Origin of the sequence: Providencia sp. PROV252, from assembly GCF_033676005.1 — a bacterium.
GTDB classification, from domain to species: Bacteria; Pseudomonadota; Gammaproteobacteria; order Enterobacterales; family Enterobacteriaceae; genus Providencia; species Providencia vermicola.
This window is the reverse complement of sequence record NZ_CP096294.1, coordinates 4,407,600-4,427,941: the sequence shown is the minus strand read 5'-3', so window position 1 is coordinate 4,427,941 and position 20,342 is coordinate 4,407,600. Positions and strand designations below refer to the sequence as shown.

Here is a 20,342-nt window from a genome sequence, read left to right as displayed (position 1 = left end):
ATGGACGAACTTTACAGCGAACTTCACAGCAAGCTTACTTACTTTTTCGCCACCGTTGGCGCGTTCTTTTCTGGTTTCACACTTTATGAAGTTGGCTTTCTATTTGGGCTTATTGTCAGTGTTGTTTTGGGTGTTCTGAATTATTTGCTTAATCGTCGTTCACAGCAAAAAAGGACGGAAATATGGGCCGACTATGTGAACACCTTAAAAAAACAAAGTGAATTAGGTAATGCCTCCGAGTCAGTGAAAGACTTTATTACCGCACCTAAACAGGATTTGTAATGCGACAAAATAACGTGAACTTATTCAGTAAAGCCATGATTGGCTTGTTATTAGGTGGAGCTGGTGCAACAGCAATCCTTGACCAATTCCTTGATGAAAAAGAAGGGAATTTGCTGACGTCTTACCAAGATGCGGGCGGTATCTGGACAATATGCCGAGGTGTTACACGAATAGAGGGTAAGCCCGTACAAAAAGGCATGACGATGACCGATGAACAGTGCGCCAAGGTTAACCGTATTGAAGCTGAAAAGGCGGTTAACTGGGTGCTACGTAATATCAAAGTCCCCTTAACAGACGCACAGGTTGCCGGTATTGCCAGTTTTTGCCCCTACAATATCGGCCCTGGTAAATGCTTTACTTCGACATTTTATAAAAAGCTCAATAGCGGCGATAAAAAAGGGGCTTGCCAAGAAATCAAACGTTGGATTTTTGATGGCGGCAAAGATTGTCGTCAAACAAAAGGGCAGAAAAACGGGTGTTACGGGCAGGTGTTACGCCGTGAGCAAGAATCAGCGTTAGCGTGTTGGGGGCTTGATGATGAATAAAAGTGGCCTTTCAACGTATCTCGTTATTGGTTTGGCCCTATTGGTGATTGTGGGTAAATGGCATTACGACAAAAAGCTAGCGGTACAAACGGCAATGCATGAAACAACCATCACCGCGATAGCCCTTGAGGCGAAGATGCACAGTGATGCCGTGATTGAGCGTATGAAGTTAGCACAACGTGCCGCCGCTGAATTAGATGCGGAATATTCAGGAAAACTTAAGCATGAACTTAATGAAAATGATCGTCTTCGTCGTTCCCTGGCTAATGGTGATAAGCGGTTGCGGTTCGCCAAAGCCGACCTTGCTATCTGTGAGTTGTCAGCAAGTCGAAATACCAGCAGCGGCAGCGTGGGCGATGGAACCGAAATCCGATTCTCTGCAGAAGCTGGACAGCTTATTTACGATATCCGAGCCGGCATTATCAGTGACCAAGCCAAACTAGATTATTGGCAAGCCAGGGCGATAAAGCTTGAAAAGCAATGCAGGTTAACACTATGAAAAAAGCACTTTGTGCAATCGGCATCATTTTATATTTGTGCATTTTTTGGGGATTTAGCTTTTACATTTCTATCGATAACAGTTGCAAAGTGGATAAGCCAAGCCTTGAAAAACGTTGTGTTCGTGCCATTGAGCATTATAGGGGGCAGTGATGTTAAAGCCGAAATTATTAAGGGAGTTTATCGCAAAAAGCGATCCCATTTTTCAGCAAAGTGCCGAAGCACTTGAAGTCTATGTGACTGAGGGGCAAGTCATCGCCACCGGAACGGCAAGCAATTCATTTTTGTATCGCTACAAATTGAATGTATTGGCAATGGATTACCCGAATCCCTTGGATAACTTAACGTTACCGGTGATGAAGTGGGTTCGTGAACAGCAGCCTGATTTGATATTCAACCCAGATAAACGTGAAGCCGGCATTCGTTTTGATGCAGATATTTTAGATAACGATACCGCCGACATTTTGATTGTTTTGCAAGTGACTGAACGTGTCACCGTTGACAGTTCCAGCGGTAAAGATGTGATCACGCACTTACCAGAACCGAAATTTCAACCTAAATAACGAGGGGTAAATCGTGAGTAATGAAAATTCACTGTTTGCACAGCTAGATGATGAATTATCACGATTGCTTTCAACAACAAGCCCCGCTTATCGTCGCAGATTATCTGCCAGGCTGGCAAAAGCGATTAGAACAGATCAACAAAAACGTATTCGTAGTCAAAAAAATCCTGACGGGTCAGCGTACCAGGCAAGAAAAACAAAAGTGCTTCGGTCAAAGCAAAGTGTTGAATTTTTGTATAAAGGCGAGGTTCGCCGGTTGCGTAGCTGGCGCAGTACGAAAGGTCGTAATGGTCGGATGATAACAGGATTTGATGAGGAGCGCGGCGCGCTAAGGTCATTCTACCGTAGTGATATTGACCGATTTTTAGCGATTAATTTATCAGAAACACGGCGTAGCACTAAGCGACCTGATCCCATGTTTCAACGGTTACGCACCGCCAGATTTCTACGGATGCAATCAACGCCAGCCGCTGCCGTTGTTGGTTTTCAAGGTCGTGCGGCGGCGATTGCAAGGCAGCACCAATACGGGCTTAACGGAACGATTAACGAACTTGCAAAAACACAGTATCCACAACGTGAGTTATTGGGGCTATCACCTCATGAACGAATTGGATTACTGGAAATCATTTACCAGGATTTAATGAGTGCAAAATGAGTATTACTGAACTTGAGCGCCTAATTTCAAATATTTTGCGGGTCGGCATTGTTGAAAAAATCGACCTGGCGAAAAAAGTATGTCGCGTAAGAACGGGTGAAAATCTCACCGATTGGATCATGTTTGGTGCAGACCGAGCCGGTGCGGGTCGTTCTTGGTGGGCGCCAAGTGTTGGCGAGCAAGTGTTGATCGGTGCGATTGGTGGTGAACTAAGCACCGCATTTATTTTGTGCTCGTTGTATAGCTTTACTCATGATGCGCCAAGCCATTCAGCAGAGGCCATGCACAAGACGTTTAGTGATGGTGCGGTGATTGAATATGAGCCAGCCACGGGGCAATTATCTGTGACCGGTATTAAAAAAGCTGTCGTTAATGCCAGTGATGCCATTGACGCAACGGCGCCAACCGTCACGGTTAATGCTAGCAGTAAAATTAATTTCAATACGCCAACTGTTATATGTTCGGAAAACCTGACGTGCGCTACGTTGAATGTAACAAAAGGTGGAAAAATGAGCGGAAATATTACCCATACAGGCGGCGCGTTTTCCTCTAACGGTGTTGTTGTTGATGACCACGATCACGGTGGTGTGCAACGCGGCGGTAGTAGAACGGATGGACCCAAATAATGTATAGCGGATTTGACAGAAACACTGGGCGGAAAATTAATGATGATGCGCATATTTGCCAGAGCATTAATGACATTTTAATGACTCCAATTGGTTCGCGAGTGATGCGCCGTGAATATGGTTCGCTTTTGATGGAATTGATTGACCAGGCAGATAACAAGCCACTGCGATTAAAAATAATGAGTGCCTGCTATATGGCGTTATTACGTTGGGAACCTCGTGTAAGTTTGCAAAAAATTGAAGTGAAACAAAATGATGAGGGCGTTACAACGCTTTACCTGCAGTGCATGAAAAATGACGGTCAACCTTTAGCAACAACAATCCCCGTGAGGTAAGCCATGCCAACTATTGACTTAAGTTTATTACCGCCGCCGGATGTTGTGGAATCGCTTGATTTTGAGATTTTATTTGCAGAGCACAAGGCGGCATTGATTGAAGCTACGCCAGAAGAACAGCGAGCCGCTATTGCGCGAACATTAGAATTAGAGTCTGAGCCGCTCGTTAAGCTATTACAAGTTAACTGTTACCGTGAGTTACTTTTGAGACAACGTGTGAATGAGGCGGCAAGGGCTTCAATGGTCGCGTTTGCAACAGGGGCAGACCTTGATCAGTTAGCCGCCAATAATGGCGTTAAGCGCTTGGTGCTATTTGCCGGTGATGAAACTGCTATTCCACCTATTTCGCCAGTGTATGAATCCGATTCTGATCTCCGAGTGCGTATACCTGGTGCATTTGAAGCGTTAAGTGTGGCGGGTCCAATTGGCAGTTATGAATATCATGCCCGTAGCGCCGATGGTCGTGTCGCCGATGCATCCGTAATTAGCCCAAAGCCGGCTTATGTCACTGTTACGGTGTTATCTCGTGAGGGGAACGGCACCGCACCGGCTGATTTGATTGAAAAAGTGAATGTGGCTTTAAACGATGAAGATGTTAGGCCAGTGGCTGACCGTGTGACCGTTCAATCCGCAAAAATAGTGAATTATGAAATTGAAGCGGTGATTTATTGCTATCCAGCGCCTGAATATGAACCCATCACCGAAGCGGCAGAAGCACAACTAAAACGCTATACAACACAACAACATCGGCTAGGCCGTGACATTGTACTGAGTGCCATTTATGCGGCCTTGCACGTTCAAGGTGTTCAGCGGGTCGAAATTAAAAAGCCGGCTGCAGATATCAAACTGGATAAAACACAGGCCAGCTACTGCACCAATATTAATGTGGTGTTAGGCGGTTCCGATGAATAGCCAGTTGTTACCCGTAGGTTCATCAAAGCTGGAAATTGCGGCGGCTGAGGCTTGCGCTCAAATTGAGAAAGTCCCTGTTCCTATTCGCGAATTGTGGAACCCTGATCTATGCCCTGTACATTTACTTCCCTATTTAGCCTGGGCGTTCAGTGTTGACCGTTGGGATAAAAACTGGACTGAAAAAGCCAAGCGTGACGCTATTAAATCCGCGATGTTTATTCATAAACACAAAGGCACGATAGGGGCATTACGCCGTGTTGTTGAACCGTTGGGCTATTTAATTCGGGTTGTTGAATGGTGGAAAACCAATGAAACACCAGGCACGTTTCGCCTTGATATTGGCGTGCTTGAAACGGGTATCACTGAGGAAATGCATCAAGAGTTAGAAGCACTAATTTTTGATGCGAAGCCAGCGAGCCGCCATTTAGTCGGGCTCACTATTCAACTTGAAACTCGTGGTGAATTTTATTGCGCAGCTTCTAGTTACACGGGGGATTCGCTTACGGTTTATGCGTATACACCGCCTTTAATTTCTGTTTCTGGCCTTGATGTTCAAGGCACTGCGATTCACTTAATTGATGAAATGAGGATTAATCCACAATGAAATACTTTGCCTTACTCACAAAATTAGGTGAGAACTTATTAGCCCAAGCGACAGCATTAGGCACAAAGCTTGAATTAACGCACATGGCGGTGGGTGATGGCGGCGGAAAGCTACCAACGCCTGACACAAATCAAACTAAATTAATTGCCGAAAAACGCCGTGCAGCAATTAATACATTGTTTATTGATGATAAAAATAAAAATCAAATCATTGCTGAACAAATTATTCCCGAAGCAGAGGGCGGTTGGTGGATACGTGAAATCGGCTTATTTGATAAGACTGGTAATTTAATTGCCGTGGCGAACTGCCCTGAAACGTATAAGCCGCAACTTGCCGAGGGGTCGGGTCGTACACAAGCTATTCGCATGATATTAGTTGTTAGCCATACCGAGTCAGTCACCTTAAAGATAGATCCGTCCGTCGTTTTAGCCACCCGAAAGTATGTGGATGATTTGATTACTGCGCTGGATATCAAATTACAAAAACAAATTGATAATAAAGTCAATAAAGCAGGTGATAGTGTCACAGGAACATTGAAATTTAACGGTGTTGCCCCTTTAGCGTATGACATTGAAAGTTTAACGGGTAACAAAGATGAAATTGCAAATTATCTAAGGAAGTTTAGGTACTTATACAACTCGACTATTTTTCATGAAATTGTGACGAAAGATGGCATTCAAATAGCGACAGGTGCTGAGCCAACAAATCTCATTTATTCTTTATCATCCAGTGGCAGTCTCATTTTAAAAGGGCGCGTGATCCCAACGGATTTTTTAGATTTTAATCAGCGTTATTTGGGAATCAATAACCCTGCGATTGCAGCAAAAAAACTGGATAAACCAAGTCGTATCGCAGGTCATACATTCCAAGGACAAGGGGAAGATATTAAAATCACTCCTGCTGATATAGGTGCTCAACCCGCGGGGAGTTATGTTTCACCCAAAGAACTCAATGATGAGCTTAGTAAGAAACTTGATAAAACTGGCGGTCAAATAACAAAAAATGACCAGGCACTGGCAATCAAATTGGCAAGTGCAAATCAAGCAAACTACATTGGTTTTTTAGATGCTTCTGGCTATCGCCGAGGGCTTATTGGATACGGAAACACAACAGATGATTTTGTTGTTAGTAATACGCGCTCTGGCATTACATTAAAATTGACTGCGGATGGAAAAGCGTTAATAGGTAGTTCAGAAATTGTAAAGATTGGCGATTTTGGTATTGGTAAAAATAGCGGTGTCATGCTAGCGCAAAGCGGTGTTGTTGTTTCGGATTATCGTATAAATGGCCCCGGATACTGTTATGGTGGAGCTACTTCCGATACTTATAACAAAGGAAACCACACACTCTTTAATATTTTCGCACACACAACAGGTAACTACGGCGCCCAGCTAGCATTTCCAATTGGTGGTAAAAGTGACTTTGGTTTTCGAGTCATAAATAACAATGCTGTGCTGGATTGGTGCACGTTGTATCACACTGGCAACACAACAATAGACCGAAACGGTAATTTAAGAGATGTTAGTTCTTCAGGCGCATTAAGTGATTGTCCTGTGGGTTCGCCGATTCCGTGGCCTCAAGCGACTGCCCCGACTGGTTTTTTAGTTTGTAATGGTCAAACTTTCAACAAAACAACTTATCCATTATTAGCCTTGGCGTATCCATCGGGAAAATTACCTGATTTACGAGGTGAGTTCATCCGCGGACTTGATGCAGGGCGAAATATTGACAGTTCTAGAACTGTGTTATCTGCACAGGATGACGCGATTAGAAATATTACGGGCGAATTTGCAATGAACGGCGAAGGAAATCAGCCAGATAATAAATCGGGATGGGCAACTGGAGCATTCAAGAAAAACTTAACGGGATTGAAATCACACACGAATCAGTCACTCGGAGGAATTTCATATACGTTTGATGCTTCTCGTGTCGTTCCTACAGCAAACGAAAACCGACCACGCAACATTGCATTTTTATATATTGTGAGAGCAGCATAATGAAAAACTATAATTTAGAAATTGAACAAGCCGAAATCGGCGAAAATGGTTTAGCAACAAAATCGGGTTGGATTAAAACGTATATCGCAGACCCACAAACGCGCGAATATGTAAATGCAACGATGGAAAATATTTATTTTGATGTGAGCGTGTCGGCCAGCGCTTATGTTGATGCGCCTGAATTACCCACAAAAGCAGGTTTCGCGGTTGTTCGCAGTGAAGATGGCACTAAGTGGGAAATCGTAACAGATAACCGTGGGAAAACGGCGTACAGCACGGAAACCCGTCAACCACTGGAGATTGATTTTATTGGTGACTTGCAAAGCGATTTAACATTGTTAGCACCAAAAACAGAATTTGATAAGTGGAACAGCAAAAAGTGGGTAACAGATACCGAAGCTCAAAAAGCGGCATTTATTGCACAAGCAGAGCAGGAAAAGGCGCAGCGATTAGAGGAAGCGAATGCCGCTATCACGTATTTACAAGATGCCATTGAAGTCGGTCTTGATGATGACGATTACCAAGCAAAATTAACAGCGTGGAAAAAATACCGTGTTCTGTTAAATCGTGTTGATACTTCAACGGCTCCTGATATCGAATGGCCTGAAAAACCAGAATAATAAAAGGGGCGTTATGCCCCTTAACTATTTATAAACTAAAGTGAAAGTATATCGTTTAAATCCATACCGGCTAACTTCTCTCTTGAATCCTCACTTACCCTGGTCAACGTGATCGTAAATTCGATTCGCTTGGCTTTACCATCACCAAAAAATAACGTCCTGCCCTCGCTCATACTATCCATGACATACATACCATAAATTAAGCCAGTGCCATCAATCAGTGGATAAGGGCGCCCGCGATAAGCCGATGTACGTAATAGTTCCAGGGAAATATCACCGCCAGTCACTTCGGGTACTAACACACCGGTTAATGTGATCTTATCTTCACCGGCGCCAATGTATTGATAAGATGCTGAACGACCAATCAGATCATTCTTGGCGTAGCGCCAATTCATTGAACGCTGTAAGTTTTGATACGGTATGGTTTCCAACATGAAAACAAACATACCAAAAATCATCATCATAATGATTATCCTATATCGGTTAAGAGAGAACGACGGCGCGTATCCGTTTCACGTTTAAGTTTTTCCAGTTCCTGGCGAACAATGGAGGCGATACTTTTGGCATCTTTCATATCAACACCGTGAAAATGGAATTCGTACTTATTCCCCTCTTGCTTGATATCTTGCTTAACAGGGCGTTGCATTTCCATTTTCGCCGGTGCAACGTCAGAGGCTGCGAGCACATTAGGCACTGATACCCCGCGCACAGTTGGGTCTTGGTAAAGTCCATCGACCGCTTTAATGGCTGGGAAGTTTTTAAAAACAATTTCGCCAAGTTTGTTTGGGTCCCGTACTTCTTTATCGGGCGTAGAGATACCGCCACCACTAGAACCTTTGTTTTTGGCTTCGCCAGGGTTGTAAACATCCGTTCCAAATTCAGGTACTTTTACTTTTGGTGGTGTGATATTGCCATTTTCGACATTTTCATTGTGCTTTGCTGTCTCTTGATTGGTTTTGGCTTGCTCCTGGTTTCCTGCTTTGATAACGGCGGCGATGCCCTGCAGCGGTGAGCTAAACGAATCCATGACCGCTTTGGTTTCCGCTGTCAGTTCAACCGGCTTCATTTTATTAATTTGGTTTACCGTATCACTGGCAACCTGCGGCGCCATGCCTAGCGCTTCAAGTATCCAGTTAATCCCTTTGGCAACCATCGTTATCGGTGTCATCAATGCCGAAATAGCGAATCCGACAACTTCACCAAAGGTTTTACCCGCCTCAGTACAATCTTTTAATGCTTCATCGGAGGCCTTAATAGGCGCAAATAATTCAGTTAACCATTGCCACGCTTTTTTAATAGCGTTCCAAATTGCATCGAAAAGAGGGGCAACGGCAGAAAATGCACCACTAAATGCCTCTCTTATTGGGGCAAGGCCAATCATAAGCCCATCAAAGAAACCACTAAAGAAAGCCTTGATGTGATCCCAATACTTATAAATAGTGAGGGCAGCAATGACTAGGGCGGTAACAACTAAGCCAATTGGGCCAAACATTGTTGTTAATGCAACGCGTGCGATAGAACTACCTGCTTTTATTACATTGAAGAAATTAGAGAATGCGCCTTGAGCACCTAATAGGCCTTGCCCTCCCGTTAAGAGTGAGAGGCTTAAACGCAAGGCAGCAAATGGGAGCATTACCGCAGCGGCGCCAATTGCTAATGTTCCTAATGCTGCAGTCAGACCAGCAATGATTAACCCTGCTTTTATCAACATAGAAGTTAATTGCGGGTGCGCTTGCATCCACTTTCCAATACTGCCGACAACGTTGGTTATGCCTTGGGTCAAGCTACGTAGCGGGGAATCAACGCTTTCTTGCATTTGAATACCGAGATCTTCCCAGGCTGATTCCAGTTGTTTCAAGTCACCTTTTAAGTTATCAATTTTTATTTTTGCGTTTTTATCGGCCTCGCCAAGTGCGCCTTGGTTGGCTTTGAGAAGTTCGTCATATCGCCCGCTGAGAGTGGCATCAATGACGGCGCCCATACCCACCATCGCCTCTTCACCGAAAATGTCTTTTTTAATGCGGATCTGGCTAGCCTGGTCATATTTTCGCAGCGCCTTACCCACATCTTTTAAAATATCGCCAGTATCACGTAATTTACCGTTGGCATCCTTTACAGAAACGCCTAGGGCGCTCATAGCGGCTTGCCCTTTGCCTAACGGGGCTACGAGTCGAGATAAACCCGCTCGCATGGATGTACCCGCCATAGAGCCACGAATACCATTATCTGCCATTGTGCCCGCCATTGCTGCCATACTTTCAAGGCTAACGCCAAGTTGTGCAGCAACGGGGCCAGCATACGTCATCGTTTCGCCGAGCATTCGTAAGTCGGTATTGCTTCGGGTGAATGTGGCGGTAAGGACGTCTGATACACGGTTCATTTGGTCAGCATCAAGCTTGAACTGTGTCAGAACGTTAGAGCCAATGTCTGAGGCTTCGCCGAGATCCATATCACCGGCTAACCCCATGTTTAAAACACCAGGTAAAGCGGATTTAATGGCCTCGGGAGTAAAGCCTGCCATTGCTAGAAACTTTTGACCGGAGGCAACATCCGTTGATGTATAAGCTGTACTTGCGCCAAGTTCACGCGCTTGTTGGCGTAGCATCGCCAGTTGAGGCGAGTTTTTATCTAGTCGGGTGAGGGCTTGAACACCTGACATACCCTCGTCAAAATCACGACCTGGTGCCATGACGCGCGAGGCTGCATAAAGCGCCCCGCCACCAGTAGCAACCGCAGTTGCACCGCCAATTGCTAACTTATTACGGGTTTCTTTGGCTTTTTGATATTGAGATTGTGCGCGAGTCACCGCCGTAAGCCGTTGCCGCTGCATGTCAAGTTGTCGATTATATGCTTCTGTTCGTCTAGTGATTTGGGCGGTAGCGTTATCGCTATTGCGAATAGAAATACCGTGTCGGTATAGCTGTGCTGCAGTCGCTTGTAACTTTCGTTTTTCACTATCCAATGATCGGCCTAGACGGTCACGGGCGAGCCTCGCTTGATCGAGTGCGCGTTTTTGTTCTTCGGTGCGTTGATTTAATGCGGGGTAACTATCACGTAGTGCCTTAACTTTCGTTTTTGCTTCTTCATACGCCGTATTGTTGCGTTTAACTGACTGTGAGAGCCGGTCAAATGTGCTAGCTTGGCCAGCCAGGTTTCGAATACTGTTTTGTGTGGCCCTGATTTGAGAAGCAAAACCGGTAGCACTGCGTTGTGCAGCACTAACCGGTGATGTAAGACGATTTACGGCGCTGAGAGATACCCGAATGTTGAGATTGCGATCTGTCATTCGTTTTGTCCTATGCGAGCCGCCGCGAGCCTATGCCACTTTATCAATTCTGAAATTGTCATTTCATCAAAAGAGGAGGGAGGCCAATGAAACACCATCGCAATATCGGCGATGATGTCATCAATATCGATTGCGGGTATTTCGGGGATTAGTTTTCCTGTGCGTCCGTCTCTTCGAGTGGGGCACTCGGCGCTAAAAAAGTGGCGACCTCATTGGCTAACTGAGCAAAACAATCAATTGGCATTGAGGCAATATCTTGTTCCGTGAGGCGAGGTTGAGTGACGCGAGGTAACAGCGTGATCAGTGAGTTAACATCACCGGTTGCGACTTCCCACAATTTTAAACCACGCAATGCACCCGCTTGGTGCATCGTATCTGTGATCGTGACTTCTGTAATTTCACGTCCACCTTGGATTTGTACAGGGCTATTAAATTTAACAATAGACATTATTTATTCTCCAACAAAAGAGGGTATTAGCGCCACGCATGACGCTATCAAAAATTAGTGACCGATATTGGCTCGGTGCTCGGCAAGGCGATCTATGCCGCCAGAAATCCACTTCATATTGAGTAAATCAATTTCAATAAGCGTTTCACCGTTAGCCGTGATCTTGCAATAAGTATTTTTCAGGGTGTACTTATGCTGAGTGTTATCACCGGCTTTTGCGGTTCCCTGGTCAAGTTCATTAAAACGACCACGGGTTTGAAGTTCATAGGCGGTTGTTTCACCCGTTGAATCATCGTAATAAGAGCCAGCGAAACGGAACTGTGTACCGTCAATCGTGCCGCCCCAATCTTTGATAAGTTCAATATTTAAACCGCCCATCGTGATATCCATATCTAATGCGCCAGCATCAAAGCCGAATTGCGGTGCAACGGAACCGAGCATTCCCCCACCTTGGTAATCTTCCGTTTTTAACGTAAGTTTCGGGGGCGTGACCTCTTCTACTTGTCCAAGGTAGGTTTGACCATTAATGAAAAGGTCAAACATATAGAGTTTTTTAGGCATTCCCATGTGTTACGCTCCTGAGCCTAATTGGTCGAATACGGCGAAATACTCATCGGTGAAGGTCTGCTCTAATCCAAGACGCTCAAGCGGTGGTACTGGCGTGTATTTATATTTAATGATGGCGTGACCATCACGTAATTGGGTTGTTGGGTTTGCCGATGGGTCATACCAGCAATTAAAACCAAGTAGGCGACCTTGTGTAACCAGTTGATCACCTTTCTTTTGAATGCCGTCAATCACATCTTTTATCAATGATGGAGTGAGTGGCTTATCAACATAGGCAAAATGCGCCTCTGCGATCATTTCAGCTAAGATTTGCGCCGTGCGGGTATATACTTCAAAAACATAAATATCTTCATCGCACGTACGGTTGCCCCAAAAACGATAACCTTGGTACTTAATTAAGGTGGTGATGCCTTTTTCGTTAAGGTCGTTTGAGTCGGTATCTTTGTCTTGTAATGACCAGTACACATCTGCAGAAATACCCAGTACACCATTAACCGGCACGTTTGATAGTGATTTATGCCAACCTTGCTCATCATCAATACGAGCACGTAAGCCTGCAGCAATAGCCGGTGCCGCAATCACTTCATTTTTACCGGTCTCAGTGTTAAACCCTAAGTAATCAGGGTAAATCACCATCACTTCACGTTGGCTAAAGTCTTTGCGGTATTCTTTCGCTTCTGAAATGGTGACGCAGCCATTTGCAGAAACATAAGCAAACGCTTTGAGCTTTTCGGCAAAGATAGCCATTTGTAGCGCAACGGGTTTAGTGTCTAACCAAGGTGCAATAAGAATACGTGGCTGTTCATCCACTTTCGCTTTAGCAGTTAACCAGGCATACATACCGGTGTAGCGTCCGTCTGCACCATTGCCGCCAATCACAAGCTGGTCTTGTGTTTTTGTTTCGCCATTTTCGGGCTTCACATTGGCAGCATCGGCAACACGAATAACAACCACTTTAGGGCTGCACTGGTCAGAAATCGCCTTGAGCGTTTTATACAATGTGCCGGTTTTACCTGCTTTACCTAACACATTATTAATACGCGTAATTAATACGGGCGTATCGAGAGGAAACAAGCTTTCATCCGCATCATCACCCGTACAGACAACACCAATAGTTGAGGTGTTTAAGTCACGAATTAATGTGGTGAGTTTTGTTGTCTCTTTGACTTCCACGCCGTGATGATAAGTCATAATTGAGCCTCACTAGAATAATATCAGTCACACTATTGTCTTAATAAAAACCTGTAAAATCATGCGGTTTGACTTGTCACATTCACACGACAAGGAAAAGCTATACCAACTCGCGCGCGCGATGTGGGAAAGTGTCGGCATACGGGGAGAGGATTATGTTTGAGCAATATTTTGATTCTGAGCTAGTGAAACAACCGGCGTTTGATATCACGATAGGCGGTAAGCAAATACTGAGTTTGAATGACCGGCTAATTGGTCTGACGATAACCGACAATCGCGGGTTTGAAGCTGATACGCTGGAAATCACCATTGATGACACTGACGGAAAAATAGAACTGCCGCCACGCGGTGTTGAGGTCAGTATCGCAATTGGTTGGTTGAGAGAGCCACTGATACACAAAGGTATTTTTACTGTTGATGAAATCAGCCATAGTGGGGCGCCTGACCAAGTGATCATCACAGCCAGGTCTGCAGACTTTCGCCAAGAATTTAACGTTAAGCGCGAATATAGTTGGCATGATATCAAAGTCGGTAAAGTTGTGAGTGCAATCGCAGGGCGCTACAACTTAACGCCTGCCGTCAGTAAGCAGTTAATTGATATTGAAATCGACCACGCAGACCAAACAAACGAGAGCGATATTAGTTTTTTATCCCGTATAGCTGAAATGCTTGGAGCTATTGCGACGATTAAAAATGGTAACTTACTGTTTATTATTCCTAACCGTGGGCTAACGCAAAGCGGAACACCAATACCCGAAGTGGTGATTAAGCGTGATGTGGGTGACAAGCACAGCTTTCGAGTGGCAGACCGTGACGCCTACACAGGCGTTAAAGCCAATTGGTTAGACTTGAATTTTGGTAAAAAGCCAGCCACGAGTGTTAAGCGCAAAAAGAAAAAAACGACCAAGCCAAAAAAAGAGAAAAAGGCGAAATCCAGTAGTAAAGAGGGCGAATATTTAGAGGGAGCTGAGGGTAATGTTTATGTATTACGTCAGACCTATAAGACCGAAGAGACCGCAAAACGTGCAGCAGCGGCGAAGTGGTTAAAACTGCAAAGAGGTGCAGCAGAATTTAACATTACCCTAGCAAGAGGGCGCGCCGATTTATACCCAGAAATGCCAGCGGCGGTGGTTGGTTTTAAAACGGTTATTGATAGTCACCGGTGGATCATTTCTCGCGTGGTACATCAAATCAGTGATAACGGGTTTCAAACGCAATTAGAATTAGAGTTAAAGATTGATAATGACAATATGGTGGACGGTGATAATTCAGCCAATTGATATAACGTGTTATAATTAGGTTAGGCAAATCCAAGAACCAAGGCTTTACAATGGCGTTTAATTGTCCAAAATGCGGCGCCGCATCTTACACTCGTACCAGTGAGCCAGTAACAGAAGAAACAAAACGCAGTTATCATCAATGTCAAAATGTTTTATGTGGCTGTACGTTCACGACATTACAAAGTGTCGAACGCTATTTAACGATACCCAACCCTCAACCGTTACCAGCTGATTTTAAATTACCTGGTGATGCGTTTCCGAAAAGTCACTACGGTGAGAATCAGTTATTGTTACCGATGTAAAGAGAAAAACCTCGGAAGAGGTTTTTCTTTCTTAGTTAGTTCAAATATTTTTTTATTATATTAATCATATTATTTGAGTTTTTTAAATGATCAGAGAAGAAGCCATGATTATTTAGTTTAGTACAATACTCTTGAATAATAAGTAATCGCGATAATATCGATTCTAACATGCCTTTATTAATATCAAATTCATATTTAAATAAAAGTAGTCCAGATTTTGCATTGTCCTTGCTAGTGATGAAATTATTTATTCGATGCTCAAGGTGTGAGTGCTCTCTTCTAATTTCATCAGCAAGATAATTAAATTTTTGCTCATCATTGAAAATACTATATTGTTTGAAAAATAAATCTATATTATACCTGTATGGGTTTTGTTGTTTATCATGATTTACTCCATCCATATATCCTGAACTTTTCATTAGATTTGATATTTCTAAGTCCAGTGCAGTATTGTTTTTATTTTGATATACAGCACAAAATATATCATTTATGTTTTCAATGGGGACGATATCATTTTCTATATTAACAGTTCTAATACCGTGTGATGCCAATATAGTTTTTGATTTATCACAAAATAGCTTTGTAGATTTAGTATGTTCTTCATGGAGTGATTTCTCTGTTGCATGTTGAATTTCTTCTGGTGTACCTAGTATAACTGCATTCTGTACTTCTTGTAGCAAGACTGAGCGTTCTATATCTGCAGGAGAACAATAGTTAGCATCAGAAACTAATTTAATATCGGCATATTCGTAACAGGTGGCAACTAACCTAGAGCAAAATTGTTTTTGAGTTGCAGCAGGCTTTTTATCTTTGATGGTAAGTACAGCTTCTTTCAAACTATATGGCGTGCTAGAAATTAACCCTGCTTTCTTTATTATTTTCCTTACTTGATCCTCAGTTGGCTTATTTTTTAATCTAAGTACTTTCAAGTCTAATTTTTCTCTAACTGAGATTCTATTAGGTATTCTGCTGAAAACCCCACCTTTTAGTGTAGCTTCGATAATAGTATTTCCTATGTATATCATGGCATGTGAATAATGACTACCGGTAGCAATGCTAATAATAGGGGATTGTATATTATAACCGCGTTCTAATATAATATCTCCAGGCTCTAATAAATTAAGATTAAGAATATACTTGGTTTTTTTTCTATCAGTGCTATCCATATTTATTCCTACAGTTCATTATAGTTGAAAATATAAAAACTATACTTTGTTAATAAAGAATAAGCAAAATTTAATCTTATATATCATTGAATGTTACATATGATTTTAGACTGACTTTACTTAGATTGATATATGTAGGAATACACGTGTTTGAGTAGGGAGTTATGTAAATAAAGTTAAGCCCCTTTTTTATTCGGGGCCTTACTTGCATATATCAATAATGGTCGATGTGGACGGAACGTGGACGGTGAGAATTGCAAATTAATATATAACAATAACTTACAATTTAATAACGAACACCATCCCTGTCTTTTATAGCCCCTTTTAGGGGCTTTTTTTTTGTTTAAATAGGTTGGATGTTAACTATAGTTGACAATTTGTCGAGGGCGATTAAGATACAGGTATTAAGACAAGGAGACGTCTTATGATAACAGTATTAACGACAGATCTATTCGACAACTGGATACGCGATCTCAAGGATTTAAGGGCGAAAACAAAGATTCAAGTGAGAATTCGGCGCCTAAAAAATGGAAATTTTGGCGATATTGAGCCAATTAGTGATGGCTTTTCAGAGCTGAGGATACATGAGGGGCAAGGGTATCGTGTTTATTTAAAACAGAAAAATAACGTTATGGTCATTTTGTCCTCAGGAGGGAGTAAAGGAACCCAGCAAAAAGATATCATCAAAGCCAAACAGGTTTTTAGTCAAATTGAAGGTGAATTATGGCCATAAAATTAAAAGAATATGATATTGCTGAGCATTTAAATAGCGAAGAAGAAATCCAATTGTATCTTAATGAGATCTTGGAGGAGGGTGACCCTGCTTTAGTATTATCGGCTCTCGGGGATATAGCAAAAGCTCGCAATATGAGTCAACTAGCTAAAGAGGTAGGGATGAGCCGTGAAGGTTTATATAAAGCATTATCAGGTCAAGGTAATCCTACATTCACCACAATCATAAAAATAGTTAACTCTCTTGGTTTGAAGCTACAATTTAAAAGTATTTAATACTCTGTTTTTATTAAAATAAAAACTTCTTATCTCATTATCTTGCTATTACCTCTCTACTAAAAAATAGGATAACGTTATGGTTCAGGTGTTAACAGCTCAGGATTATCGCAGTATGCCTTGGAAAAATGGGCAAGGCGTCACGTTGGAAGTGGCGAGAAGCCATGGTGAAGGGCTTGATGATTTTGACTGGCGGGTATCAATTGCGGATGTGAAAGCTGCGGGGCCTTTTTCTCATTTTTTAAATCGCCAACGTATTATTGGTGTGCTGGAAGGGAATGGGATGACTTTGCTTGTGGATGACCAGAGCCCAGTGACGTTACAGCAAAAAGAATTCTTTGCCTTCAAGGGGGAGAGCAATGTGCATGCTGAATTAGTTAAAGGCGCTATTCGTGATTTTAATCTCATTTATAATCCTGCAAAATATTCAGCACGCCTACAGTGGGTAAATTCAGCATCGGGTAGTTCTTGGATTAGCGATGCAGCCCAAATTCTCATTTTCAGTACTGCGCCAAGTATGAGCTTGGACGTAAACTCGCAACCGTTTGTGTTAAAACATTTTGAAACGTTGTTAGTGAGAAATAATATCCAGCCACTGCAATTTTCAACCCAGCAATCTGCAGGACAAGATTTCTGCATAATAGAGTTGTTTATTAAATAGTTAGGGACTTAATGCTATTTATTTGGATGTTTTTCCAATATTTTTAGCATTAATTATTTTTTAGGTTGGGATATTACTCTGTCGATTAAATTATTTTAGTAAAAATGTTATCAAATTCATAGAACCTGTAATTATGGCTTTATTCCTATTGTTATTTTCCGCAAAATTTATAGTCTTTAGCGTCACTAAAAAAATAAGAATGGTATTTCTTAAAGGAAAAATGATCTATGAAAATGAAAGCGCTTGTCGCCGTTGCTGTCTCTGCTGTGATTTTAACTGGCTGTAAAAATATGGACCAAGGGATGTTGACTAACTCTGGAATGCAATTATTCCAAGCAGCAACACTGAGTGATTCAGATGTTAAGCAATTAAGCGATCAATCTTGTAAAGAGATGGACGCACAGAACAAAATTGCTCCTTCATCAAGCAAATATTCCAAACGTTTAGACAAAATCGCTAAAGCTCTGGGTAACGAAGTTGATGGTACACCCGTTAACTATAAAGTTTACATGACTAACGATGTAAACGCATGGGCGATGGCGAATGGTTGTGTGCGTGTATACAGCGGCCTGATGGATGTCATGAACGACAACGAAGTTGAAGGCGTTCTGGGCCATGAAATGGGTCACGTAGCATTAGGCCATACTCGTAAAGCAATGCAAGTTGCTTATGCAGCAGTTGCAGCGCGTACAGCGGCAGCATCAGCTGGCGGCGTAGTTGAACAACTGAGCGCATCACAAGTTGCTGCGTTGGGTGAAAAACTGATCAACTCCCAGTTCTCTCAACACCAAGAAAGCGAAGCGGATAACTTCTCTTATGACTTACTGAAAAAACGTGGTGTAAAAACTGACGGTTTAGTGACTGGTTTTGAGAAATTGGCAAAAATGGGTAGCCAAGAGACCAGCATGTTTGACTCTCACCCACCTTCAAGTGAGCGCGCACAAAACATCCGTGACCGTATCGCTGCTGATAAAAAATAATTATTAATTATTTTTTGATAATAAGGTGTAACAGTGTAAATAAGCATTGTTGCACCTATTATGTATTTCTTGCAGATATTCTTATTTCAGAATTAGAAATCAGAACTTCCCCCGTTGTACTTCCTTAAATCACTCACTATCTTATCTATTAAATAATATTCAGGTTTTTTCATGGTGTTGCAGTTTTATGTTTGATAAAACGCTAACAAGGAAAAAAGATGGAAAAAGTGCAGAAAATTTCCCTTCTTGCAAAAGGAATGGGAATGCTGTTATCGGGAACTTGCCGTTTATTAACAGGGGTTCGTACTCGTTGGGTTGGCTGCCAGCCTGCCATAACCCCGCGTATTTATTATGCAAATCATTCAAGCCACTTAGATGGGTTAGTCATTTGGTCTGGTTTACCGCCGCTGATGCGCCATTTTGTTCACCCTGTCGCCGCGAAAGATTATTGGGATAAAACGCCATTTCGCCGTTATTTAGTGAATAACGTTTTTCGCGCTGTCCTTGTCGATAGAAAAGGGGACAAACCTGCGCAAGGTAATATCTTGGAGCCTCTTGAGTCCGTTTTGGCAGCAAAGCATTCATTGATATTTTTCCCCGAGGGAACCCGTGGTAGTGGCGAAGTGCTAGGTCAATTTAAAAGTGGCCTGTACCATTTAGCGAAAAAATATCCCGATGTTGAAGTCGTCCCCATCTACCTTGAAAACCTTAACCGCGTATTACCAAAAGGGTCTAAATTAGTTGTGCCTGTTATTTGCTCTGCGGTAGTCGGTAAGCCTATCTCTCCTTTAACCGAAGCTGAAAATAAAACTGAATTTTTGCAACGCGCCAAAGAAGCGCTAGAGGAGTTGATGCCATGAGCGTTTGGGACAGCGAATTAGCCTTACTGTTATCGGGTGTGTTTGGAATATTAGTATTTGCGAGTGTCGTTGGTGGGATCTTGGCTTACCGTTATTCTGGTGATAAAAGCAATCCAACAATTGATAACCTGAATGCTCGTATCCGGGCATGGTGGGTGATGTGTATTATCTGCGTATTGGCGGTAGTACTTGGCAACATTGCAGTCGTTATTTTATTTGCATTGATATCATTCTTTGCGTTGCGCGAGTTTATTACTTTAACGCCAACACGGCGAAGTGATCATGAAGCGTTATTTTGGTGTTTCTTTATTTTCATTCCATTGCAATACCTTCTGGTCGGTATTGAGTGGTATGGGATGTTTTCAATTTTTGTGCCTGTGTTTGTTTTCCTCTTTTTACCTACACGTATTGCACTCGCAGGGGATACCTTTCATTTTCTTGAGCGCACGGCAAAAATTCAATGGGGGATGTTGGTGACGGTTTTCTGTTTAAGCCACGTTCCCGCGTTGTTGATGCTCAATATTGAGGGTTATGAAGGGGAGGGTGTGAAATTATTGCTCTTCTTAATTATTGTGACGCAAATTTCCGATGTCTTGCAGTATGTATTCGGTAAACTGATGGGTAAACGTCCGATTGTACCTAAATTGAGCCCAAATAAGACGATAGAAGGCTTTGTTGGTGGGATCTTATCCTCTGTACTGATTGGAATTTGCTTATATTGGGTTACGCCATTCAGTTGGTGGGTTGCTGGTTTAATGTCATTGGCGATCACGATTATGGGGTTTGTGGGTGGTTTATGTATGTCAGCCATTAAGCGTGATAGTGGTATTAAAGATTTTGGGGCGATTATTGAAGGGCATGGGGGCATGCTGGATCGCATTGACTCATTGTGTTTTGCCGCGCCTATTTTTTTCCATTTAACGCGTTATTACTATACATAGGCCAATTTTATTTTC

Annotated in this window: 26 protein-coding genes; 19 read left to right on the top strand and 7 right to left on the bottom strand. The window is 42.7% G+C overall.

The window, feature by feature from the left end; translation table 11 throughout:
• From M1F05_RS20565 to M1F05_RS20515, 11 genes are all read left to right on the top strand, one after another.
• Positions 1-282, top strand: coding sequence for a hypothetical protein (locus M1F05_RS20565; RefSeq protein WP_206085896.1), 282 nt, complete (start codon positions 1-3; stop codon positions 280-282).
• Positions 282-827 (top strand): lysozyme, encoded by a 546-nt coding sequence (locus M1F05_RS20560; protein ID WP_206085898.1) that lies wholly within the window; start codon positions 282-284, stop codon positions 825-827. Before M1F05_RS20565 ends, M1F05_RS20560 begins: the two co-directional genes overlap by 1 nt.
• The gene (locus M1F05_RS20555) at positions 817-1,326 is read left to right on the top strand and encodes a lysis system i-spanin subunit Rz (protein ID WP_206085900.1); all 510 of its coding nucleotides are present in this window, start codon (positions 817-819) and stop codon (positions 1,324-1,326) included. The genes M1F05_RS20560 and M1F05_RS20555 overlap by 11 nt, the downstream gene beginning before the upstream one ends.
• A gap of 151 nt (positions 1,327-1,477) precedes the next feature.
• Positions 1,478-1,888, top strand: a complete 411-nt coding sequence (locus tag M1F05_RS20550) for a phage tail protein (RefSeq protein ID WP_206085902.1) — start codon at positions 1,478-1,480, stop codon at positions 1,886-1,888.
• A 13-nt stretch (positions 1,889-1,901) separates the two neighbouring features.
• Positions 1,902-2,543 (top strand): phage virion morphogenesis protein, encoded by a 642-nt coding sequence (locus tag M1F05_RS20545; RefSeq protein ID WP_206085904.1) that lies wholly within the window; start codon positions 1,902-1,904, stop codon positions 2,541-2,543.
• Entirely contained in the window at positions 2,540-3,169 is a 630-nt protein-coding gene (locus M1F05_RS20540; RefSeq protein ID WP_206085907.1) for a phage baseplate assembly protein V, read from the top strand. The genes M1F05_RS20545 and M1F05_RS20540 overlap by 4 nt, the downstream gene beginning before the upstream one ends.
• Positions 3,169-3,504, top strand: coding sequence for a GPW/gp25 family protein (locus tag M1F05_RS20535; protein WP_206085908.1), 336 nt, complete (start codon positions 3,169-3,171; stop codon positions 3,502-3,504). Before M1F05_RS20540 ends, M1F05_RS20535 begins: the two co-directional genes overlap by 1 nt.
• A 3-nt stretch (positions 3,505-3,507) precedes the next feature.
• Entirely contained in the window at positions 3,508-4,416 is a 909-nt protein-coding gene (locus M1F05_RS20530) for a baseplate J/gp47 family protein (RefSeq protein WP_206085910.1), read from the top strand.
• A complete protein-coding gene (locus M1F05_RS20525; RefSeq protein WP_206085912.1) occupies positions 4,409-5,020 on the top strand; it encodes a phage tail protein I in 612 nt (203 codons plus the stop codon). The genes M1F05_RS20530 and M1F05_RS20525 overlap by 8 nt, the downstream gene beginning before the upstream one ends.
• Complete coding sequence (locus tag M1F05_RS20520) at positions 5,017-7,017, top strand: phage tail protein (RefSeq protein WP_272516360.1); 2,001 nt, start codon at positions 5,017-5,019, stop codon at positions 7,015-7,017. The genes M1F05_RS20525 and M1F05_RS20520 overlap by 4 nt, the downstream gene beginning before the upstream one ends.
• Positions 7,017-7,637 (top strand): tail fiber assembly protein, encoded by a 621-nt coding sequence (locus M1F05_RS20515; RefSeq protein WP_206085914.1) that lies wholly within the window; start codon positions 7,017-7,019, stop codon positions 7,635-7,637. The genes M1F05_RS20520 and M1F05_RS20515 overlap by 1 nt, the downstream gene beginning before the upstream one ends.
• A 35-nt stretch (positions 7,638-7,672) precedes the next feature.
• Here M1F05_RS20515 and M1F05_RS20510 read toward each other — a convergent pair whose 3' ends face one another.
• The 6 genes from M1F05_RS20510 to M1F05_RS20485 are packed head-to-tail and all read right to left on the bottom strand — an operon-like array spanning position 7,673 to position 13,129.
• Entirely contained in the window at positions 7,673-8,083 is a 411-nt protein-coding gene (locus M1F05_RS20510; protein WP_412990632.1) for a phage tail protein, read from the bottom strand.
• Positions 8,084-8,106: 23 nt separating this feature from the next.
• Entirely contained in the window at positions 8,107-10,923 is a 2,817-nt protein-coding gene (locus M1F05_RS20505) for a phage tail tape measure protein (protein ID WP_272516359.1), read from the bottom strand.
• Positions 10,920-11,027 (bottom strand): GpE family phage tail protein, encoded by a 108-nt coding sequence (locus M1F05_RS20500; RefSeq protein WP_318826064.1) that lies wholly within the window; start codon positions 11,025-11,027, stop codon positions 10,920-10,922. The genes M1F05_RS20505 and M1F05_RS20500 overlap by 4 nt, the downstream gene beginning before the upstream one ends.
• A 44-nt stretch (positions 11,028-11,071) precedes the next feature.
• Positions 11,072-11,371, bottom strand: coding sequence for a phage tail assembly protein (locus tag M1F05_RS20495; protein WP_206085919.1), 300 nt, complete (start codon positions 11,369-11,371; stop codon positions 11,072-11,074).
• A 54-nt stretch (positions 11,372-11,425) separates the two neighbouring features.
• Positions 11,426-11,938, bottom strand: coding sequence for a phage major tail tube protein (locus M1F05_RS20490; protein ID WP_206085921.1), 513 nt, complete (start codon positions 11,936-11,938; stop codon positions 11,426-11,428).
• Between the two features lie 3 nt (positions 11,939-11,941).
• The gene (locus M1F05_RS20485; protein ID WP_206085928.1) at positions 11,942-13,129 is read right to left on the bottom strand and encodes a phage tail sheath subtilisin-like domain-containing protein; all 1,188 of its coding nucleotides are present in this window, start codon (positions 13,127-13,129) and stop codon (positions 11,942-11,944) included.
• Positions 13,130-13,284: 155 nt separating this feature from the next.
• On the opposite strand from M1F05_RS20485, the gene M1F05_RS20480 reads away from it, so the two are divergent.
• Together M1F05_RS20480 and M1F05_RS20475 are read left to right on the top strand one after the other, a co-directional pair.
• Complete coding sequence (locus M1F05_RS20480) at positions 13,285-14,409, top strand: phage late control D family protein (RefSeq protein WP_206085930.1); 1,125 nt, start codon at positions 13,285-13,287, stop codon at positions 14,407-14,409.
• Between the two features lie 50 nt (positions 14,410-14,459).
• The gene (locus tag M1F05_RS20475) at positions 14,460-14,711 is read left to right on the top strand and encodes an ogr/Delta-like zinc finger family protein (RefSeq protein WP_206085932.1); all 252 of its coding nucleotides are present in this window, start codon (positions 14,460-14,462) and stop codon (positions 14,709-14,711) included.
• 35 nt (positions 14,712-14,746) lie between these two features.
• Here the strand turns inward: M1F05_RS20475 and M1F05_RS20470 are convergent, their stop codons facing one another.
• A complete protein-coding gene (locus M1F05_RS20470) occupies positions 14,747-15,877 on the bottom strand; it encodes a YiiX/YebB-like N1pC/P60 family cysteine hydrolase (RefSeq protein ID WP_206085933.1) in 1,131 nt (376 codons plus the stop codon).
• 424 nt (positions 15,878-16,301) lie between these two features.
• Between M1F05_RS20470 and M1F05_RS20465 the strand changes: the two genes are divergently transcribed.
• The 6 genes from M1F05_RS20465 to M1F05_RS20440 all read left to right on the top strand — a co-directional run bounded on the left by M1F05_RS20465 (position 16,302) and on the right by M1F05_RS20440 (position 20,327).
• Positions 16,302-16,610, top strand: a complete 309-nt coding sequence (locus M1F05_RS20465; protein WP_206085935.1) for a type II toxin-antitoxin system RelE/ParE family toxin — start codon at positions 16,302-16,304, stop codon at positions 16,608-16,610.
• Positions 16,601-16,885 carry an addiction module antidote protein gene (locus M1F05_RS20460; RefSeq protein WP_206085937.1) on the top strand — a complete coding sequence of 95 codons (285 nt, stop codon included), beginning with the start codon at positions 16,601-16,603 and terminating at the stop codon, positions 16,883-16,885. Before M1F05_RS20465 ends, M1F05_RS20460 begins: the two co-directional genes overlap by 10 nt.
• A gap of 79 nt (positions 16,886-16,964) precedes the next feature.
• On the top strand, positions 16,965-17,546 hold the full coding sequence (locus tag M1F05_RS20455) for a HutD family protein (RefSeq protein WP_206085938.1): 582 nt from the start codon (positions 16,965-16,967) through the stop codon (positions 17,544-17,546).
• 227 nt (positions 17,547-17,773) lie between these two features.
• Positions 17,774-18,526 carry a M48 family metalloprotease gene (locus M1F05_RS20450; RefSeq protein WP_047756827.1) on the top strand — a complete coding sequence of 251 codons (753 nt, stop codon included), beginning with the start codon at positions 17,774-17,776 and terminating at the stop codon, positions 18,524-18,526.
• 218 nt (positions 18,527-18,744) lie between these two features.
• The gene (locus tag M1F05_RS20445; RefSeq protein ID WP_206085940.1) at positions 18,745-19,386 is read left to right on the top strand and encodes a lysophospholipid acyltransferase family protein; all 642 of its coding nucleotides are present in this window, start codon (positions 18,745-18,747) and stop codon (positions 19,384-19,386) included.
• Positions 19,383-20,327 (top strand): phosphatidate cytidylyltransferase, encoded by a 945-nt coding sequence (locus tag M1F05_RS20440; protein ID WP_206085942.1) that lies wholly within the window; start codon positions 19,383-19,385, stop codon positions 20,325-20,327. The genes M1F05_RS20445 and M1F05_RS20440 overlap by 4 nt, the downstream gene beginning before the upstream one ends.
• The last annotated feature ends 15 nt before the right edge of the window (positions 20,328-20,342 follow it).

Excerpts from the sequence above, each read along its gene's own strand:
- M1F05_RS20465 (WP_206085935.1), top strand. The coding sequence starts at position 16,302 with ATGATAACAGTATTAACGACAGATCTATTCGACAACTGGATACGCGAT.
- M1F05_RS20535 (WP_206085908.1), top strand. The coding sequence starts at position 3,169 with ATGTATAGCGGATTTGACAGAAACACTGGGCGGAAAATTAATGATGAT.
- M1F05_RS20480 (WP_206085930.1), top strand. The coding sequence starts at position 13,285 with ATGTTTGAGCAATATTTTGATTCTGAGCTAGTGAAACAACCGGCGTTT.
- M1F05_RS20485 (WP_206085928.1), bottom strand. The coding sequence starts at position 13,129 with ATGACTTATCATCACGGCGTGGAAGTCAAAGAGACAACAAAACTCACC.
- M1F05_RS20505 (WP_272516359.1), bottom strand. The coding sequence starts at position 10,923 with ATGACAGATCGCAATCTCAACATTCGGGTATCTCTCAGCGCCGTAAAT.
- M1F05_RS20525 (WP_206085912.1), top strand. The coding sequence starts at position 4,409 with ATGAATAGCCAGTTGTTACCCGTAGGTTCATCAAAGCTGGAAATTGCG.
- M1F05_RS20515 (WP_206085914.1), top strand. The coding sequence starts at position 7,017 with ATGAAAAACTATAATTTAGAAATTGAACAAGCCGAAATCGGCGAAAAT.
- M1F05_RS20565 (WP_206085896.1), top strand. The coding sequence starts at position 1 with ATGGACGAACTTTACAGCGAACTTCACAGCAAGCTTACTTACTTTTTC.
- M1F05_RS20450 (WP_047756827.1), top strand. The coding sequence starts at position 17,774 with ATGAAAATGAAAGCGCTTGTCGCCGTTGCTGTCTCTGCTGTGATTTTA.
- M1F05_RS20470 (WP_206085933.1), bottom strand. The coding sequence starts at position 15,877 with ATGGATAGCACTGATAGAAAAAAAACCAAGTATATTCTTAATCTTAAT.
- M1F05_RS20540 (WP_206085907.1), top strand. The coding sequence starts at position 2,540 with ATGAGTATTACTGAACTTGAGCGCCTAATTTCAAATATTTTGCGGGTC.
- M1F05_RS20560 (WP_206085898.1), top strand. The coding sequence starts at position 282 with ATGCGACAAAATAACGTGAACTTATTCAGTAAAGCCATGATTGGCTTG.
- M1F05_RS20460 (WP_206085937.1), top strand. The coding sequence starts at position 16,601 with ATGGCCATAAAATTAAAAGAATATGATATTGCTGAGCATTTAAATAGC.
- M1F05_RS20550 (WP_206085902.1), top strand. The coding sequence starts at position 1,478 with ATGTTAAAGCCGAAATTATTAAGGGAGTTTATCGCAAAAAGCGATCCC.
- M1F05_RS20495 (WP_206085919.1), bottom strand. The coding sequence starts at position 11,371 with ATGTCTATTGTTAAATTTAATAGCCCTGTACAAATCCAAGGTGGACGT.
- M1F05_RS20520 (WP_272516360.1), top strand. The coding sequence starts at position 5,017 with ATGAAATACTTTGCCTTACTCACAAAATTAGGTGAGAACTTATTAGCC.
- M1F05_RS20510 (WP_412990632.1), bottom strand. The coding sequence starts at position 8,083 with ATGTTTGTTTTCATGTTGGAAACCATACCGTATCAAAACTTACAGCGT.
- M1F05_RS20530 (WP_206085910.1), top strand. The coding sequence starts at position 3,508 with ATGCCAACTATTGACTTAAGTTTATTACCGCCGCCGGATGTTGTGGAA.
- M1F05_RS20455 (WP_206085938.1), top strand. The coding sequence starts at position 16,965 with ATGGTTCAGGTGTTAACAGCTCAGGATTATCGCAGTATGCCTTGGAAA.
- M1F05_RS20445 (WP_206085940.1), top strand. The coding sequence starts at position 18,745 with ATGGAAAAAGTGCAGAAAATTTCCCTTCTTGCAAAAGGAATGGGAATG.
- M1F05_RS20475 (WP_206085932.1), top strand. The coding sequence starts at position 14,460 with ATGGCGTTTAATTGTCCAAAATGCGGCGCCGCATCTTACACTCGTACC.
- M1F05_RS20490 (WP_206085921.1), bottom strand. The coding sequence starts at position 11,938 with ATGGGAATGCCTAAAAAACTCTATATGTTTGACCTTTTCATTAATGGT.
- M1F05_RS20440 (WP_206085942.1), top strand. The coding sequence starts at position 19,383 with ATGAGCGTTTGGGACAGCGAATTAGCCTTACTGTTATCGGGTGTGTTT.
- M1F05_RS20555 (WP_206085900.1), top strand. The coding sequence starts at position 817 with ATGATGAATAAAAGTGGCCTTTCAACGTATCTCGTTATTGGTTTGGCC.